This is a genomic window from Candidatus Cloacimonadota bacterium, assembly GCA_012516855.1.
Taxonomy (GTDB): Bacteria; Cloacimonadota; Cloacimonadia; order Cloacimonadales; family Cloacimonadaceae; genus Syntrophosphaera.
This window is the reverse complement of record JAAYWB010000059.1, coordinates 40,453-56,425: the sequence shown is the minus strand read 5'-3', so window position 1 is coordinate 56,425 and position 15,973 is coordinate 40,453. Positions and strand designations below refer to the sequence as shown.

General features: G+C 54.5%; 12 protein-coding genes, 3 tRNA genes and 1 pseudogene. 1 reads left to right on the top strand and 15 read right to left on the bottom strand.

Features of this window, described 5'->3' with window-relative positions:
• Positions 1–14 precede the first annotated feature (14 nt).
• The 13 genes from nadA to htpX all read right to left on the bottom strand — a co-directional run bounded on the left by nadA (position 15) and on the right by htpX (position 8,980).
• Entirely contained in the window at positions 15–938 is a 924-nt protein-coding gene (gene nadA / locus GX466_06020) for a quinolinate synthase NadA (GenBank protein NLH93758.1), read from the bottom strand.
• Positions 934–1,368 carry a dUTP diphosphatase gene (dut, locus tag GX466_06015; GenBank protein NLH93757.1) on the bottom strand — a complete coding sequence of 145 codons (435 nt, stop codon included), beginning with the start codon at positions 1,366–1,368 and terminating at the stop codon, positions 934–936. The genes nadA and dut overlap by 5 nt, the downstream gene beginning before the upstream one ends.
• Complete coding sequence (locus GX466_06010; protein ID NLH93756.1) at positions 1,365–2,255, bottom strand: polyprenyl synthetase family protein; 891 nt, start codon at positions 2,253–2,255, stop codon at positions 1,365–1,367. Before GX466_06010 ends, dut begins: the two co-directional genes overlap by 4 nt.
• A complete protein-coding gene (gene xseB, locus GX466_06005) occupies positions 2,248–2,487 on the bottom strand; it encodes an exodeoxyribonuclease VII small subunit (protein ID NLH93755.1) in 240 nt (79 codons plus the stop codon). The genes GX466_06010 and xseB overlap by 8 nt, the downstream gene beginning before the upstream one ends.
• Positions 2,488–2,533: 46 nt before the next feature.
• A complete protein-coding gene (locus GX466_06000) occupies positions 2,534–3,184 on the bottom strand; it encodes a thiamine diphosphokinase (protein ID NLH93754.1) in 651 nt (216 codons plus the stop codon).
• Positions 3,184–4,119: a peptidoglycan DD-metalloendopeptidase family protein gene (locus GX466_05995; protein ID NLH93753.1), complete on the bottom strand. Its 936-nt coding sequence runs from the start codon at positions 4,117–4,119 to the stop codon at positions 3,184–3,186. Before GX466_05995 ends, GX466_06000 begins: the two co-directional genes overlap by 1 nt.
• Before the next feature lie 106 nt (positions 4,120–4,225).
• Positions 4,226–4,301 (bottom strand) — tRNA-Glu (locus GX466_05990).
• A 32-nt stretch (positions 4,302–4,333) separates the two neighbouring features.
• A tRNA-Glu gene (locus GX466_05985) sits at positions 4,334–4,408 on the bottom strand.
• A 5-nt stretch (positions 4,409–4,413) separates the two neighbouring features.
• Positions 4,414–4,488: transfer RNA gene (locus tag GX466_05980), tRNA-Lys, on the bottom strand.
• Positions 4,468–5,895 carry a hypothetical protein gene (locus tag GX466_05975; protein ID NLH93752.1) on the bottom strand — a complete coding sequence of 476 codons (1,428 nt, stop codon included), beginning with the start codon at positions 5,893–5,895 and terminating at the stop codon, positions 4,468–4,470. The genes GX466_05980 and GX466_05975 overlap by 21 nt, the downstream gene beginning before the upstream one ends.
• A 402-nt stretch (positions 5,896–6,297) precedes the next feature.
• Entirely contained in the window at positions 6,298–6,720 is a 423-nt protein-coding gene (locus tag GX466_05970; protein NLH93751.1) for a hypothetical protein, read from the bottom strand.
• Positions 6,717–8,093: a 23S rRNA (uracil(1939)-C(5))-methyltransferase RlmD gene (gene rlmD, locus GX466_05965; protein ID NLH93750.1), complete on the bottom strand. Its 1,377-nt coding sequence runs from the start codon at positions 8,091–8,093 to the stop codon at positions 6,717–6,719. The genes GX466_05970 and rlmD overlap by 4 nt, the downstream gene beginning before the upstream one ends.
• Positions 8,090–8,980 carry a protease HtpX gene (htpX, locus tag GX466_05960; protein ID NLH93749.1) on the bottom strand — a complete coding sequence of 297 codons (891 nt, stop codon included), beginning with the start codon at positions 8,978–8,980 and terminating at the stop codon, positions 8,090–8,092. Before htpX ends, rlmD begins: the two co-directional genes overlap by 4 nt.
• Before the next feature lie 330 nt (positions 8,981–9,310).
• Between htpX and GX466_05955 the strand changes: the two genes are divergently transcribed.
• Entirely contained in the window at positions 9,311–11,794 is a 2,484-nt protein-coding gene (locus tag GX466_05955) for a leucine--tRNA ligase (GenBank protein NLH93748.1), read from the top strand.
• Positions 11,795–12,000: 206 nt separating this feature from the next.
• Here GX466_05955 and GX466_05950 read toward each other — a convergent pair.
• Positions 12,001–13,342, bottom strand: a pseudogene (locus GX466_05950) (sigma-54-dependent Fis family transcriptional regulator).
• A complete protein-coding gene (locus tag GX466_05945; GenBank protein NLH93747.1) occupies positions 13,335–15,806 on the bottom strand; it encodes a hypothetical protein in 2,472 nt (823 codons plus the stop codon). The pseudogene GX466_05950 and the gene GX466_05945 overlap by 8 nt, the downstream one beginning before the upstream one ends.
• Positions 15,807–15,973: the final 167 nt, after the last annotated feature.

Below are 15,973 nucleotides of genomic sequence, written 5' to 3'. Positions count from 1 at the left end.
CAGCGCGGAAGAACTCAGACGGAAAGCTCCAGCATGCGGTCCAGGCAGAGCTTGGCCCGACTGGCCATGTCGTCCGGCACCCGCACCTCGAATTGTTCTTCCTCCAGCGCCAGCAGCACTTCGTTAAGGGTGATCTTGCGCATATTGCTGCAGCGGGCGCGGCGGTTCAGCGGCACCAGTTCTTTGTTGGGATAAATGTGTTTCAGATAATCGACGAAAGTAGCGTCCGTAGCGATTATCAGCCTGTCGTTATCCTCCACGAAGCGCATCATCTGCCCGGTGGAGAGCACCGCGTCGGCTTCCTTAACTATGTCCTCATCGCACTCCGGATGGGCGATCAGACGGTATCCGGGATTGGTGGCACGGATTTTTTCGAGGTTGCGGAAGCTGAAACCCCACTGGTGAATGGGGCAGTAGCCTGACCAGACTATCACCTTGCGTTTGGCCTGTTTAGCCGCCCAGGTGCCCAGATTCTGGTCCGGGACGAAGAGGATGGTTTCATTCTTGGGAAAAGAGGAAAGGATCTTCACGGCGTTCGCGGAGGTGCAGCAGACGTCACTTTCCGCTTTGACAGCAGCGTTGGAATTCACGTAGCAGACAACCTTCGCGCCAGGATATTCGGCTTTGAAGGCAACCAGTTGCTCGGCCGTGATCATATCCGCCATGGGGCAGCCGGCATCTGCAACCGGCAGCAATATTTTCGCCTTCTGGTTGAGGATGGAGGCGGTTTCCGCCATGAAGCGCACTCCGCAAAAAACGATAAGTCTGTTCTTGGCTTCCCTGGCCACCATGGAGAGGTGCAAAGAATCCCCCCGGTGGTCGGCCAGGTCTTGGATGGGGGCTATCTGATAGTTGTGTGCCAGGATAAGAGCCCCTTTTTCCTTGCGCAGTTTGTCGATTTTTTCCGTGATATTCACCTTATCTCCCTTTCCTTCAATGCCCTGTGTGTCCGAAGCCTCCGTCGGACCTGCCACTTTCCCCTAGTTCCCCACTTTCCACAAAGCTTGCCTCAACCACCGGGCAAATCACCAGTTGCGCCACGCGCATGCGGGGCTGGATGGTCACCGTTTCGGCGGAGCTGTTGAAAAGGATCACCTTCACTTCACCGCGGTAGTCCGCGTCGATGGTTCCAGGGCTGTTCAAAACGCCCAGTCCCTGATGCAGGGCAAGTCCGCTGCGAGGACGCACCTGGCCTTCAAAGCCGCAGGGTATTTCCACAGTGATTCCCGTTGGGATGACAGCTCGGGCGCCCGGCTTCAAAATCTCTGGTTCACGCAGGTCCGCGCTCAGGTCCCAGCCCGAGCTGTTCTCAGTCATGCGCTGAGGCGGCAGAGCATTGGGGCTAAGCAGTTTGAAGCGGATTATCATGATTTGCGTGTGAGCATATATTCAGCCAGGGTATCCAGGACTTCGGCTTTTTCGCCCAGGGGAGCGATTGCCTCACGGGCTTGGGAAATCAGTTCCTGGGCCTTGCGGCGAGATTCCGCCATGCCGTGCACCGAGGGGTAGGTGGCTTTCTGGACGTGGGCGTCCTTGCCAACCGTTTTTCCCATTTCGTCAGGATCGCCTTCAATGTCGAGCAGGTCATCGATTATTTGAAAAGCCACACCGATTTTGTGGCCGTATTCTTCCAAAGCCTTCTGCTCTTCCTCCGGAGCACCTCCGGCCAGAGCGCCGAAACGCAGGCAGAGCTTGATCAGTTTGGCGGTCTTGTTTTCGTGGATATAGTCGATGGTTTTCTTGTCCACTTTCCTGCCTTCGGATTCTAAATCCACCATCTGGCCGCCGATGAGGCCGGTCACCCCGGTTTCGTGGGCAAGTTCGCGAACCATCTGCACGCGGATCTTCGGCTTGATATCGGCGTAGGTGATGAGCTCGAAAGCCCCCACCAGCAAAGCGTCTCCGGCCAGGAGGGCGTGGCCTTCGCCAAAGAGGGCATGGGTGGATTTCTTGCCGCGGCGGTATTCGTCGTTGTCGAGGTCCGGCATGTCGTCGTGAATGAGGGAAAAAGTGTGCAGCATCTCGATGGCGGCGGCCACGGGGGTGATTTTCTCCACCTCCGGCTCGTAGATTTGAAAGGCGCACATCGTGAGGTAGGGCCGCAGGCGTTTTCCTCCGGCGAACACACTGTAGCGCAGAGCTTTGTGGATGTTCTTGGGATATTCATCCTTGCGGGGCAGATAGCGGTCAAGGATGATGTTCACCAGCTCTTGTTTCTCTTTCATGTCCTTTTTCAGACGCACTTTTCTATCCATTTTCATTTCCCTCGGTCTCACCGGCCTTTATCCTGGTGTTCAGCTGCCTGATTTTGAGTTCAGCCCCTTCCAGCGCTTTCTGGCAGGCTTCCAGATGCGCGATTCCCTCCTCGTAAAGTTTCACCATCAGGTCCAGGTCCAGTTGTTCTTGCTGCAAACGCTCCACAGTTGCCTCAAGAGAACGCAGCGACTTCTCGAAGTTCAAAAGCGGGTTTCCGTTGCTTTCGTTCATGTTTTTCCTCCAATGGTTGAAACGCTTAATCGTGTCATAAGATAATTTAGCATGATTTAGTCAATATAGCCAGAATTATTCCGCTGGCAAGTTTGATGGTGGCCTCTTCTTTATCCACCTGGTTGCTCATCCCGCGCACTTTTTGGGGAAACAAGGAAATACCGTCAAGGGGATATTTGAGGCCGGAGGAGTCATCGAACTTCGCCTCTCCGCCCCAGGCCAGCAGGGAAAGCTGGCAGCCCCGACAAGCTCGGATCGTGGTCTCGGGACTCAGGAACCAGACTTTTTGCCGAGCGGATTCGATTCTGGCTGGAAAGCCTTGGGTTTGCAGGAAGTTAAGGTTTTGCACCAAGGCCAGGCTGTGGTCGAAGCGCCCTTCCAGACCGTTGCAGATAACGATCTCCCCCACTTTAGCATTGAGGCACCAGAGCAGCGCGAGTTCGGTGTCGGTCTCGTTTTTATCGGCAGGATGGCGCAGTTGTGTGGTGTCGGGATAGAGTCGCAGAAGTTCAGGTTCCACCGAATCCATGTCCCCGATTATCAGGTCAGGCTTCAGACCAAGGGCCCGAACCCTCTCCAAACCGGAGTCAACGGCGATCACCAGGTCCCGGTTTGGGTTGATTGAGGCATAGCCTCCAAAAATCTCTGCTGGGCTGGTGGCCGTGAACAGCCAGGCGGTGGAATCCCCTGATTTCATCAGCCTTTGGAGGCGAAGGTGTTTGTATCCGCGCGGTTCAGATAATAAACCGGGTTCAGGGATTGGTTGTCGCGGTACACCCCGTAATGCAGATGAGGCCCTGTGGACATGCCTGTGCTGCCCATCAGGCCGATGATCTGGCCTTTGGCAACCACGTCGCCCACCCTCACCTTGATATTGTGCAGATGCGCGTAATGCGTCCTGTATCCGTCTGTGTGGATGATGCTTACCATTTTCCCCCAGCCGTTTTCAGTCTGGGCGCGTTCCACCACTCCATCAGCGGCGGCATAGACAGGTGTGCCGATTTCATTCGCGATGTCGATGCCCTGGTGGAAGCGGTAGTCGCCCAAAACCGGATGCAGGCGGATTCCCCATCCGCTCACGATTTCGCCGAAAGTAGGCTGGATGGAGGGGATACCGTCTCCGTGGCGGTCAAAGCCATAGGGAAGTTTGAAATCCCCCTTGCTTTCCTCCAGCGCGAACCCCAAGCGCTGTTTGATATTGGCCAGCTTGATTTCGATGCCGATGAGTTTCTTTTCCAGCCCGGGATGCACCTGCAGCTTGTTTTCGGGGCCGAAGGGTTCATCGCTGTAAGAGGGATAGGAAAACGCTTCCGAGGGCACATTGATGTTCAGGGTGTCCAAAGTTGCCATCACGGAATCCAGTTCCGCTTCATAGCTGTCCACCTTTTCCCGCAGGAACTTGTTTTCCTTTTCCAGCTTGGCGAGCAATTCCGCGTCTGCTGCTCCGCTTCCCTTGCCGCCAAAAATCAGCAGCAGCGTCAAACCGCCAAGCAGCAGCACCGCCACCAGAACCAGCACCCAGGGACGCAGGGCCAGGCTGTGTTTGCTGCCCATGTTGTCCACCGTGAACTTGATCCGGCGGTCCGGAAAAATCTCCGGCTGCAACTCGCGCAGTTTTTTCTCTTCCTTCATTTATCTGCGATCTCTCTATGTAATCTATTGAGCGGGAAACCGATGGCAAATACTATCCGGATGAACTGAGCGCTGGGGAAGTGGATGTCGGTCGGAGGCCAAAGAATGGCATCCCGTAGGGGAATCGAACCCCTGTTGCGTGACTGAGAATCACGAGTCCTAGGCCACTAGACGAACGGGACACACTATATCGCGGCATTCCAGCTCAAAAAGTTGGCGACCCCTAGGGGAATCGAACCCCTCTTACAAGAATGAAAATCTTGTGTCCTAACCGATAGACGAAGGGGTCGCGGCTGGTGATCCAGGTTGGACTCGAACCAACGACTCTCTGCTTAAAAGGCAGATACTCTACCGCTGAGTTACTGGACCAAAATTCTGCTTAGATTTTCCCAAAGAATTTTTAGCTCCCCATCTGTCAAGCGAAAAATACCAAAAGCAAGCTCCCTTGCCGCTAATCGGCTGTGGGCTTACAAGATGGAGTACGTCCCTTGCGGTTTTGCTCTTGCGGCTTATCCAAATATCAAAGCCTGCACCAATGAGGATTGGAAAAGGAGGCTCACTTCCAATTGGAATGAAGCGAACCACTGTTTGGTTCTCATCGTCATAAAATGTAACGCTTATGTATTTGCTGTCAGACGCTGCAGAGGTATCCATATTAACCTCGCCCCCGGTCTTTTCCAATGCTTTGACCATTATGCCCTGCACGCGCTCTGTGTCTGCGGAAGGGAGGGGTTTGTTGCGCGTGTTATTTTCATCAGAAATGACTTGACGTTTATCCGTGTTATGTTTTACTTGTTCTGTATTTTCAATGGAGGTTGAAATGGTTTTAGAAGACTTGCTGATAGCCGCCGACCCTGACTCAAAAAGAGCGGAGCTTTTGCTGGATTCGTTTTTTAAGAGATCAGAAGACGGAACTTGGTCGCCTGGCTGTTTTGCTCCGGCAGTGTCTGCGGAATCGTTTGAGATTGTCACCAGCCCCGCCGAACGTAAGGCCCTGATTAATGATCTGCTTAATTCCTCTTGTGAGATTCCCAACCGCGAAAGGGCTGCGTTCCAGGCTTTACTATAAATCTCGTTGCTTTTCTTTACATCTTGCCGGTACTCCTGTCTGTGAGCATTCTTATACTCTGCTGTTTTATCTCTCCATTTCTCGTAGATTTCATGGCATTCATCCTTGACTGATTCAATCTCCTGTAGCGGCGTATAGTATTCTACCATTAAACCGTTAGGCATCCTCAAATCAAAGGACATGACACGGAATCCCCAAATCTTAGGATTAAGTAACTTTTTCCAGTCAAACTTGATCACGCCAAGCCCCGATTCTTGAATGATCTTTGCGATCTGAACGATCTGCCTGGGGTCGGTAAGGATGGCCTTCCCTCTATAAAAATCACGCAGATGTTCCACGTCAAACTCAGGGTGTTCTTGCCTGATTGTGTCGCGTTTTGCCTTTTCCTCGGCCTTGCTTAATGTTTTGTCGTTGTCATTCGACTCGATCCCCACCTCAGCCTTAACGCGCTCAATAAAAGCATTGAATACCGGTCTTGCCTCTTCGCGTAGCTCGGCCATCTGTCTGAGCTTCTCTTCTGTGGAAGCTCTTCGGTCTATAGGGTTAACTATTTCATCGAAACTTTTGCTGTCCTCTTCGGTTATAAAGGCTGGTATCGCTTTCGCCCTTTTTTCCATCTCCGTTTCCAGCCCTTCCCCGCCCAAGCGTCCGGTGCTGGCTCTCCAGAAGATGTCCTCCAGCTTCTGATCCGCGAAGGCATTGATCAAGGAGTTTCTCAGTAAGTTTCCCCCGTCCCGATCGTTACATGGAAACGCTGTCATCCCAGCGCCTTGGACCCCGCGGAAGAATGAAGCGATGCTGTCTGGCCGTTAAGGCCCTCTACAGGATCTCGGACTCGCCTCCCGCATGATACCCGCATTTGATGCGAGGATAATACGAGGGGCGTACGAGGGGAATGGAAACGAGCGTTAAGGGTGTGGCTGGCAGGACCTTGGGGCGGGTAAACATTTATACCTCTAATTTATTGCTGTAGCTGATGTTCGTTCCTCACTCAACTCCAGCATGTGACCTGGCGTACAGCGAACGCAGTGAGCATGGACGACAGGAAGCTATAGAGGTTTAATTCTTTGCTGCCGTCTTAGTTGCGTTAGAAGCCAGTCCGGATACTCTCAGCGCCAGGTTTGATCGCCATAGAGCTGCCAGGAGCCTCCTTCATAGATAAAGTAGGACGCGTCCCCGAAAGTTTCCGGCTCAGGATAGCTGTAGGTGGACGTGGACGACTGGAAAGTCATGGTCATGAACACGGTGGCACGGTCATAATTGACCTCCACGTCGCTGATTTCGCATTCCAGCAGTTGGTATTGGCCGCGGCGGTTCTCCCAAAGTTGGCGCAATTCGGTGGAGTACATTCCCTTGTGCCGGAAATCCGGATGGACATGGGCCATGATGCCGTCCACCTCGCCCCAGCTATAATCGCGGGAAATGCCGTAGATGATGTTGCGGATCTCATATTCGTCAGCCGCGGTGGTGTCGGGATCGCAGGAAGCAAGGAGAAGGGCGAAAAGTAGCATCAACGCGCTGATATATTTCACTTTGCCTCCCTTGAAACAAGGGCCAGTTCCGCCAGCGTTTCCACGTGCCAGGTGTGGGGAAACATATCAAAAGAGCGCAGCCGCTCAAGGCGGTAGAAGCCGCTGTCCAGCAGGATTTTGAGGTCGCGATGCAAGGTGATGGGCGAGCAACTGAGGTATATAATTCGGGGGATTTTTGTCTCTATAAGTGCTGCCAAAGCGGGTTGGCGCACTCCCGAGCGGGGCGGATCCAGAATGATGATTCCGGGACGGGGCTGGGCTTCACCCCGGGTGGGCGCAAACAGTGCTGGCAGAGCGTCTTCCACCCTGGCGCAGAGGAAACCGGCGTTGTCAATCCGGTTTTGTTGCCGGTTCAGTTCGCCGTCGGCCACCGCGTTGGGATTATCTTCAATGCAGAGCACGTGTTGGGCTTCTCCAGCCAGGCTCAGGCCCAGGGCGCCAAGCCCTGAAAAGGCGTCGTAGATGGTTTGACCTGGCGGAATCCGGCTTTTGAGGTGGTTGATGATCAGTTCCAGGGTGCCTGTATTCACCTGCCAGAAAGAGCGATAATGCACCCGGAAGCGCAGCCCGGCCAGATTTTCCTGCAGCCAGGGCTCGCCAAAAAGCAGCTTTTCCTCGGGACCGAGAATTACGTTTCCACGCTCGCGGTTGATGTTCTGCACGATGCCGGAAATGGCTGGAAATTCGGCTGTAAGCTGCTTCACCAGAAGTTGGGTAAAGGGAAGTTTGCCGGAACGGGTCACCAGCACCAGCAGGATCTTTTTACGGTCCCTTGAACAGCGGAAACCGATGTGCCTCAGGGTGCCGGTGTGGTTCATCTCATTGTAGGGTTTCACGCCGGTCTGGTCCATGATTTGCAGACAGCGCCGGGCGATGGTGTCAAAGATGGCGGGGTGCAGCTGGCAGGCCTCGTGAGGCACGATTTGATGGGACCAGCGGGCATAAATGCCGAAGCTGAGGCCCTTTTCGCCAGCCCCCACAGGCATGAAGGCTTTGTTGCGGTAATGCCGGATTTCCGGAGAGGGCGTGGTCGCGGGGATTTCCAGTTCCGGCGCCAGGGGCTGCAGCAGTTCGTGGAGCAGGTCGGTTTTGTATTTCAGTTGGGTGGGATAGTCGATGCAGAGCCAGTCGCAGCCGCCGCAGGGCAAATCCGCCGCGAAAGAGGAACAGGACGAGGGAATCACTCCCTCTCCCCGGCGCAGGTATTCTTTCACCCGGGCGAAAGCCACATCTTTGCGCTCCCGCAGCAATTCGGCTTCGATCTCGTCGCCGGCAGCCGTGTATGGCACAAAAACGGCCTTGCCTTCTTGAAATCCGATCCCGTAGCCTTCCAGGGCCAGCTTGGTGATCGTGAGCTTGAAGTTCTTTTTCAAACCATCATTTCGCGGAGAGCCGCGATGCGCTTTTCGATCGGAGGATGGGTGGCAAAGAGCGACATGACGCTCTTGCTGTTGATCTTAGCAATGGCAAAAGCGTCCTTGCGCACGGTGCGAACGTGGGCGTTGCTGATCTTTTCCAGGGCGGTGATCATGTGTCCCGGGCTCGTCAGCCTGGCGGAGCCTGCATCTGCAACGTACTCACGGCGGCGGGAATGGGCGGCCAAAACGATGTTGGCCAGGACCATCAGCACGTTTTGCAGGATAATGGCGATGGCGCTCTGGCCGAAGTTGTTCATGACCCCGGCGCTGCCCCTGTTTTCGTCTCTTTGGCCCCGGCGGGCGCTGAGGATGGAGGCGATGACGTTTGCCAAAAACAGCACGAAGGTGTTCATGGTGCCCATCAGCAGGGTGGTGGTAACCATGTCGCCTTCGGTGATGTGGGTCATTTCATGCCCGGCCACGGCGGCCAGCTCTTCCTCGTCCAGGTTTTGCATGATGCCGCTGGAGAAGGCGATGAGCGATTTGTTCTTGGAAGCGCCGGTGGCGAAAGCGTTGTTGTCGGCAGACTGGTAGATGCCGACTTCCGGCATCTTGATGCCTTGGTGGGCGGCCATTTTCTCGATGGTGTCATAGAGATAAAGGGCTTTGCCGGAAGCGGTTCCGCGGGTGAGCAGCGTGATCTTGTATGACGATTTGGCCAAAGCCTTGCTGGAAAGCAGGGAGATGATGGCTCCGGCGAAGCCATACACGGCGCAGATGGCCAGCAGTTGAATCCAGCTTTCACTGGGAACGCCTACCAGTTGCATGATTACGCCCAGCACTGCCAGGACCAGGCAGTTGACGGTGAGGAAGAGTCCCCAGCGTTTGATCAATGCTTTCATGAGTGAGTTATCTCCTCCTAAATATTGTATAAGCATTTCACTTTGTAAATCAATACCCCGCCTGCAGACGGCAGGGAAATAAATTTCCATTATTTCACAATTCTGAAAGGCGTAAAAATGGCAAGGAAAATCTTCGCTATATAAAAGAGGATTCGGCATCAGCCTCTTACCGGAACGGAAAAGCCCTGACGGGATGAGGCTTGAATAATCCCGCGGGATGGGGATTGAGTCAGCTTGTGCTTGACAAATACCCGCCCTTGCAAAAATCAGCATAACAAATGCTGTAACAAGGCCCAAAGCATCATTAATGCCGGGCCGGAAGGAGACATGATGGAATACCCCTTTGCGAAGATAGAGCCTAAGTGGCAAAAGATCTGGCGCGATAAGCGGATCTTCAACCCCGGCGAGGTTGCCGGCAAGCCCAAATATTACGTGCTGGCAATGTTCCCCTATCCTTCCGGGGTGCTGCATTGCGGGCACTTCTCAAACTATTCCATCAGCGACGCCATCGCCCGCCTGAAGATGATGGAGGGCTTCAGCGTGATGCAGCCCATGGGTTATGATTCTTTCGGCATGCCCGCTGAAAACTTTGCCATCCAGCACAATTCCCATCCCCGTATCACCACAGAGGAAAACATCGCTGCCATGCGCAAGCAGTTTGATCCCATGGGTTTTGGCCTGGACTGGGAACGCGAGGTTAGCACCTGCCGTCCCGATTACTATGTTTGGGGCCAGTATCTCTTCAAGAAGCTTTATGAAAAGGGACTGGTTTACCGCAAAAAATCCTGGCAGAACTGGTGCGACAACTGCCAGACCGTGCTGGCCAACGAGCAGGTGGAAAACGGCCTCTGCTGGCGTTGCCACGGCGAAGTGGATCAAAAAGAACTGGAACAGTGGTTTTTCCGCATCACCGCTTATGCCGAGGAACTGCTCGATTTTTCCAAGCTTATAGACTGGCCGGAACGCGTTATCACCATGCAAAAGAACTGGATAGGCAAAAGCGCCGGCACCCTGATCGATTTTCCGCTGGAAGACGGCTCCGAGGCCATCAGCGTGTTCACAACGCGCCCGGACACCGTTTATGGAGTGACTTTCATGGCCCTGCCGCCGGAACATCCGCTGGTGCAGAAATGGCTGGCGGAAGAGCCTGACAACCACGTCCTGCATGATTTTTGCCATAAGGTTATCAACGCCGGTAAATTCCAGCGCGGCGCCGATGACACCACCAAAGAGGGTGTGTTCAGCGGCAGATGCTGCCTCAACCCTCTCAACGGAAACAAGGTTCAGATCTGGATAACAAACTATGTGCTAATGGATTACGGCACCGGCGCCGTAATGGCTGTGCCAGCCCACGACCAGCGCGACTTTGAGTTTGCCAAAAAATACGGCACCCCCATGCTGCTGGTGATCCAAAACCCGGAGCAAAGCCTGGTGCTGGATGAGATGGCCGAAGCTTACATTGAGCCGGGAATCTTGGTGAATTCCGCGCCCTTCGACGGCCGGGACAGCGAAGAAGCCAAAGCCGCCATTTCCGCTCTTATAGAGGAAAAAGGCTGCGGCAAGGTGACCCACACCTACCGTCTACGCGACTGGGGAATTTCCCGCCAGCGCTACTGGGGCAACCCCATCCCGGTGATCCATTGCCCGAAATGCGGTGTGGTGCTGGTTCCGGACGAAGACCTACCTGTGCTGCTGCCTGACAACGTCCAGGTTGGCCGCACAACCAGCAATCCGTTGCTTTCCGTGCCGGAATGGTTCAATGTGGCCTGCCCCCAATGCGGAGCCGCTGCCAGACGCGAAACCGACACCATGGACACCTTTGTGGACAGCTCCTGGTATTACGCCCGCTACGCCGATCCCAAAAATGACTCCATGCCCTTCGACCCAGCCAAAGCCAAATACTGGATGCCGGTGGACCAATACATTGGCGGCATTGAGCACGCCGTGATGCATCTGCTCTACGCCCGCTTCATCGGCAAATTCATGCGCGACCTCGGCTGGCTGGACTGTGACGAGCCTTTCTCCAGATTGCTCACCCAGGGCATGGTCACCAAAGACGGCGCCAAGATGAGCAAATCCAAAGGCAACGCTGTGGACCCAGGCTACATCATAGACCGCTTCGGGGCCGACACGCTGCGCACTTTCCTGCTTTTCGCCTCACCTCCGGACAAGGATGTAGAATGGAGCGACGACGGCGTGATGGGCGCTTTCCGCTTCCTGAACCGCGTCTGGCGCCTGATCGAAGGCAATCTGGACACCATCAAACGAGGCCTGCAACTGACTGCCAAACCGGAAGCTGTCTCCGCCCCGCTGCGCGAACTTCTCCACAGCTCGCACAGCACAGTGAAGAAGTGGCTGGATGACTGCCAGTTACGCATGCAGTACAACACCGCCATCGCCGCCGTGATGGAGCATCTTAACCACTGCGTGGCCGTGAAAGACCCCGCCGGGCTCTCCGACGCCGATCTGGCCGTTTACGCCGAAGCCTGCAGGATCATACCCCAAATGCTCTACCCCTTCGCGCCCCACATCGCCGAGGAACTCTGGCAACTGCTTGGATTCACGGAGCTTCTGCACGAATCCGGCCTGCCCTGCTACAAGGAAAAATACCTCGTGCGTGACCTCATCACCTATGTGGTTCAAATCAACGGCAAGCTGCGCGGCAAGCTGGAAGTGGCGCCGGATACTGATCCGGAGGAACTGAAAGCCCTGGCCCTCGAGGTGGAAAACGTGAAGCGCAGCCTCGAAGGCTGGGTGGTGAAAAAGGTAATAGTCGTGCCCGGCAAGATGGTCTCCATCGCCGCTGGCAAATAGATACATCACAGACAGTTACAGGCAGGGGGAGCCACGGTTGCCCCTGCTTTTTCGTGCTAGTTTCGTCCTTTGCCCTTTCCTATCCACATCCTGAGAACTTCCCGTTGACTTCCCGTTTGGGCAGCGGGAACTCAGCGGGAGGCAAAAGGGATGTGAGTGGGAAGGGGCAAAGGGCCAGTAAACCGGGGAAAAAGTTGAGGATGGGGTCAGGCGTGGAGGTCAAGGCCCAGGGCTTGTATCCTCTTGCTGAGGTTGGACTTATCCATGCCGAGCTGTTTTGCCGTGCGGCTGATGTTGAAATCGTTGGCCTGCAGAGACTGGCTGATAATGCTGGCTTCGCAGAGCCGCAGTTGTTCGCGCAGGGAAACCTGCCCGGTCTCCGCGTTCGGGATTTCAAGTTTATGTTCCGCAAAGTCTTCCGGCCCCAGAACATCAGCGTCGGAAAAGATGAGGGCGCGTTCCACGCAACTGCGCAGCTCACGCGCGTTACCTTCCCATTTCTGCTCGCTCATCCAGTCCAGCGCCCGGCTTGATATCTCCCTGGGGGGGCTGTTGGTTACGCTGGCAGAAATCGGCCACGAAGTGCCTGGCAAGGGGAGCAATGTCACAAATCCGCTGGCGCAAAGGAGGGATGTGGATTTCGATGGTGTTGAGGCGGTAATAGAGGTCTTCGCGAAAAGTTCCGGCTTGGATTGCAGCCTGCAAGTCCTGGTTGGAGGCGCTCAGGATGCGGGCGTTGGAGATTCCCACCTTGCCTCCGATCCTTTGGATTTCCCCTTCGGAAAGAACGCGGAGCAGTTTGGCCTGAACCACAGCCGGCAATTCCCCCACTTCATCCAGAAAAAGTGAGGAGTTCCGGGCAAATTCAAAATAGCCCTTAAAGGCTTTCTCGGCCCCTGTAAAAGCGCCTTTTTCATAGCCGAAAAGCTCAGCTTCGAAGAGTTCTTTGGGCACGGAAGCGCAATTAATGCTCATGAGGTCCTGGGTTCCGAATTTGCTCAGGCGGTGAATCGCCCTCACAGCCAGTTCCTTGCCCACACCGGTTTCGCCAGTCACGAGCACGGGGGAATCGAAATTGGCCGCGGCGCTGATGGCGGAGAAAACTTTTCCCATCTGCGCGGATACCCCCACCATACCGATGGCAGCTTGCTCCAAGTGACGCATCTGCCTTTCCTGCAATATCTTGGTGTTCAGGTTTCCGATGCGCAGCAGCAGATGTTCCGGCTCGATTGGCTTTTCGATGAAATCGTAGGCTCCCTGTTTGATGGCGCGCACGACATCGGGAATATGGCCCGAGCCTGAAATCATCAGAACGGTTATCGAAGGGTATCTTTCCCGAACCTCGTCCAACAGGTTGAAACCATCCATCAGCGCGGGAAAGCAGAGGTCGAGCATCATGATGTCGAAAACGCTGCGCTGTAAGGCCTGGCGCGCTCCTTGAACATCCAGGGCGAGTGTGACGTCATAGCCATTTTGCTGCAGCAGGTCACCCACCAGCCGGCAAAAAACGGAGTCGTCGTCAGCCAATAGAATCCTGGTTTTATCCATCAGTGCTTCCCTTTAGCCAAAAAGTGACGACTGTTCCCACCCCCTCCTCGCTTTCCACCAAAACAGTGCCGCCCATCGAGGTGATGATCTTTCTGGTTTCGGGCAGGCCGATTCCGGTGCCGTCGTTTTTGGTGGTGAAGAATGGCTGCCAAACCTCCTCCAAGTATTTGGCAGGAATGCCTTTGCCGCTGTCCTCCACCTCGATCATCACGCTCTGCCTTCCATTAAGGCCAGAGTGGTTGGGGAATTTTTTCACGGTCAGGTGCAGGGTTCCGCCCTCCTCCATGGCGTCGAGCGCGTTGGCAATCACGTTTCCCAGCGCTTCTTCAAAGCGGATCGGCTCGATCCAGGCTTCCACCGAGGCAAGGTCCCAATTCTTGATCAGCTTGATGCCGGTTGGTATGGTGAGGCGTTCCAGGCAGTGTTCCAAAGAGGGGATAACATCCTGCAACTTCAGCTCATAGTCCTTCAGCTCGGTAAAACGCTGGAAGGCGTGGGTGAAGATGCGGATCTTTTCTATCTCGCTGCGGATGATATCAGTGTATCCAAGCTGTTTATCGTCCAACCCACCAGTCTGCAAGGGCTTCAGGGCCAGGATGATATTGGTGATATGCCTTCTTACGTTGTGGGAAAGCCTGCGCGCGGTATCTGCCCAGGCCAGGGTGGCGGCGGCATCACCTGGCGCGGGAAGGTCAGGTTGGGCCGTGATCAGAAACTTGCTGGTCAACCCTCCCAGTTTCTGGATTTGAACGTTGTGACGCATCTGCTGGCGGCCCAACAGCATGGGCTGGTTAAAATCCGAATCCTTGCTGGCCTCGAAATCGGGCATCAGAGCAGCCAAATCCGGATAGAGGCGGGAAAGCGATTTCAGATTACCAGGAGGCAGATTGCCGTATTCGTCTTTCAAAAAGTCCAGCATATAATCGTTGATATGGAGGATCCTGTCTTTGGAAGCCATCAGGACCGTTCCCTGCCCCAGATTGTTGATGCCCATCATAATAATGCGGCGACGGCGGTAGACATAGATCAGCAGAAGCAGTAATGCCAGCAACAGGATAAGACTCAGATAGTCCAGGTTCAACCAGATGAAACGTGTGACCTGTTCCCACAGCGGCAGGCGCCGGTATTGGTAATAACGAACCTCAGCCCCAATGGCCAGCGCGATCTTGGGTGGCTTGCCAAAACCGGTGTACACGATGTGGACGGAGTAATTGTCATCAAGGTTGAAAGGGTTTGCCAACTCAGCTTTGGACTTGAGATCGCTGCTCAGAACAACAAGACGGTTGTCCCGGGTTTCCAGCAGAATCTCCTTGCGGCCGTCCAGATCGAGATCTTCAACACCCCAAACACTGCTCACAGGCTCGTTAAAGTCGTGGTTGACCTTATTGAGCTGGCTGTCGAGAACGATCAGGGGTGAATTCATAGCTGCCAGAATGACAAGCTTGCGGCCTTCCCCATCCATCAGGCTATATATGGTTTCGGGGTTGTTGAATTCCAGATTGCCGTGCAGTAACCAACTTTCCTTCGAGATAAACCGCTTTCCTGTCCAATTCAGCCATTTCACGCTATTGGGCAGTTCGGCGTTGCCTTTGGTGGAGCAAACGGCCAGGATTTCTTTTTGGGCATCCCCGTCCATGTCGTCGGAAGCAAGCAACACCTGGCTGAAGCCTTCGTTAACCATTTCATGGTGAAGAAGCCGGCCCCGGGCATCGATCACCATCAGCCAGGAATGGGCGTCGTCCATGTCCCGCATTTCCTGGTCAGTGTTTTTATAGGCGATGGTTCCGCAGACCAGTTCCTTTTCGCCATCCCCGTCAAAATCGTCACAGAGCAGGGAAGAGATGCAGGTGCTGAGGTCGAAGCGCCATTTCAACCCGCCGCTGTCGAAGTCATAGACCACTAGGCCGCGGGGGTTTATGGTAAAGGAATCGAAGGCCAGGCAAACAAGTTCCGGACTGCCGTCATTATCGATATCCTCGAGCAATTTGGGATGCAGGGTCCCGCTCCAATCATAGTCTTCGTAGGCGATCAAAGTATCCGTGCGGGCTATGGCGTCGAATTGTCTTTCCTCGCGCTTGAGCATTGGTTCCCAGATGTAATGAAAACCATGGACGCCGGTTGCTTTCTGGTCGTTGATGCTAAGAAACATCCACGGAGCTTTGCTGCGGGGGTCGGAGAGCACGGTGATGCCGCGCAGGGGATGGGAATAATTTATCTGCGAGATGTCTTTTCCGATCTGGTCCCGCACCTGCAGCATGTAGGTATTTTTGCCCTGCGGCGCTGCGGATAACATATAGTCATAGTTGTTACCGGCGAGGTCGGCAAAAATCCATCTGGAGGATACATTCTTCCTGCGGATAGTCTGGCCGGGGCTCAGCTCGTGAGTATTGAAATGTCGGTGGTATCGGAATACTGGAATGCTCAGCGCGACCAGTCCGACTAAAAGAACCAATATCTTTTTCATACTTCCCCAAATAAATCGGTTTGCGCAATACTAATCTTAGTCTCAGCCTGTCAAGTAAAAAATTGGTCAGTTTTCGGTGTTGGATGCCAGTGGGAGATTCTGCTTGACAGAGATGCGCCACAACAAAAATGGGAAAGTTAATCTGGATGCGCGCTGGATCATTATCC

Bases quoted from the DNA above. Each gene is read 5' to 3' on its own strand.
- dut (NLH93757.1), bottom strand. From the start codon at position 1,368: ATGATAATCCGCTTCAAACTGCTTAGCCCCAATGCTCTGCCGCCTCAG.
- GX466_06010 (NLH93756.1), bottom strand. From the start codon at position 2,255: ATGGATAGAAAAGTGCGTCTGAAAAAGGACATGAAAGAGAAACAAGAG.
- xseB (NLH93755.1), bottom strand. From the start codon at position 2,487: ATGAACGAAAGCAACGGAAACCCGCTTTTGAACTTCGAGAAGTCGCTG.
- GX466_06000 (NLH93754.1), bottom strand. From the start codon at position 3,184: ATGAAATCAGGGGATTCCACCGCCTGGCTGTTCACGGCCACCAGCCCA.
- GX466_05995 (NLH93753.1), bottom strand. From the start codon at position 4,119: ATGAAGGAAGAGAAAAAACTGCGCGAGTTGCAGCCGGAGATTTTTCCG.
- htpX (NLH93749.1), bottom strand. From the start codon at position 8,980: ATGAAAGCATTGATCAAACGCTGGGGACTCTTCCTCACCGTCAACTGC.
- GX466_05955 (NLH93748.1), top strand. From the start codon at position 9,311: ATGGAATACCCCTTTGCGAAGATAGAGCCTAAGTGGCAAAAGATCTGG.
- GX466_05945 (NLH93747.1), bottom strand. From the start codon at position 15,806: ATGAAAAAGATATTGGTTCTTTTAGTCGGACTGGTCGCGCTGAGCATT.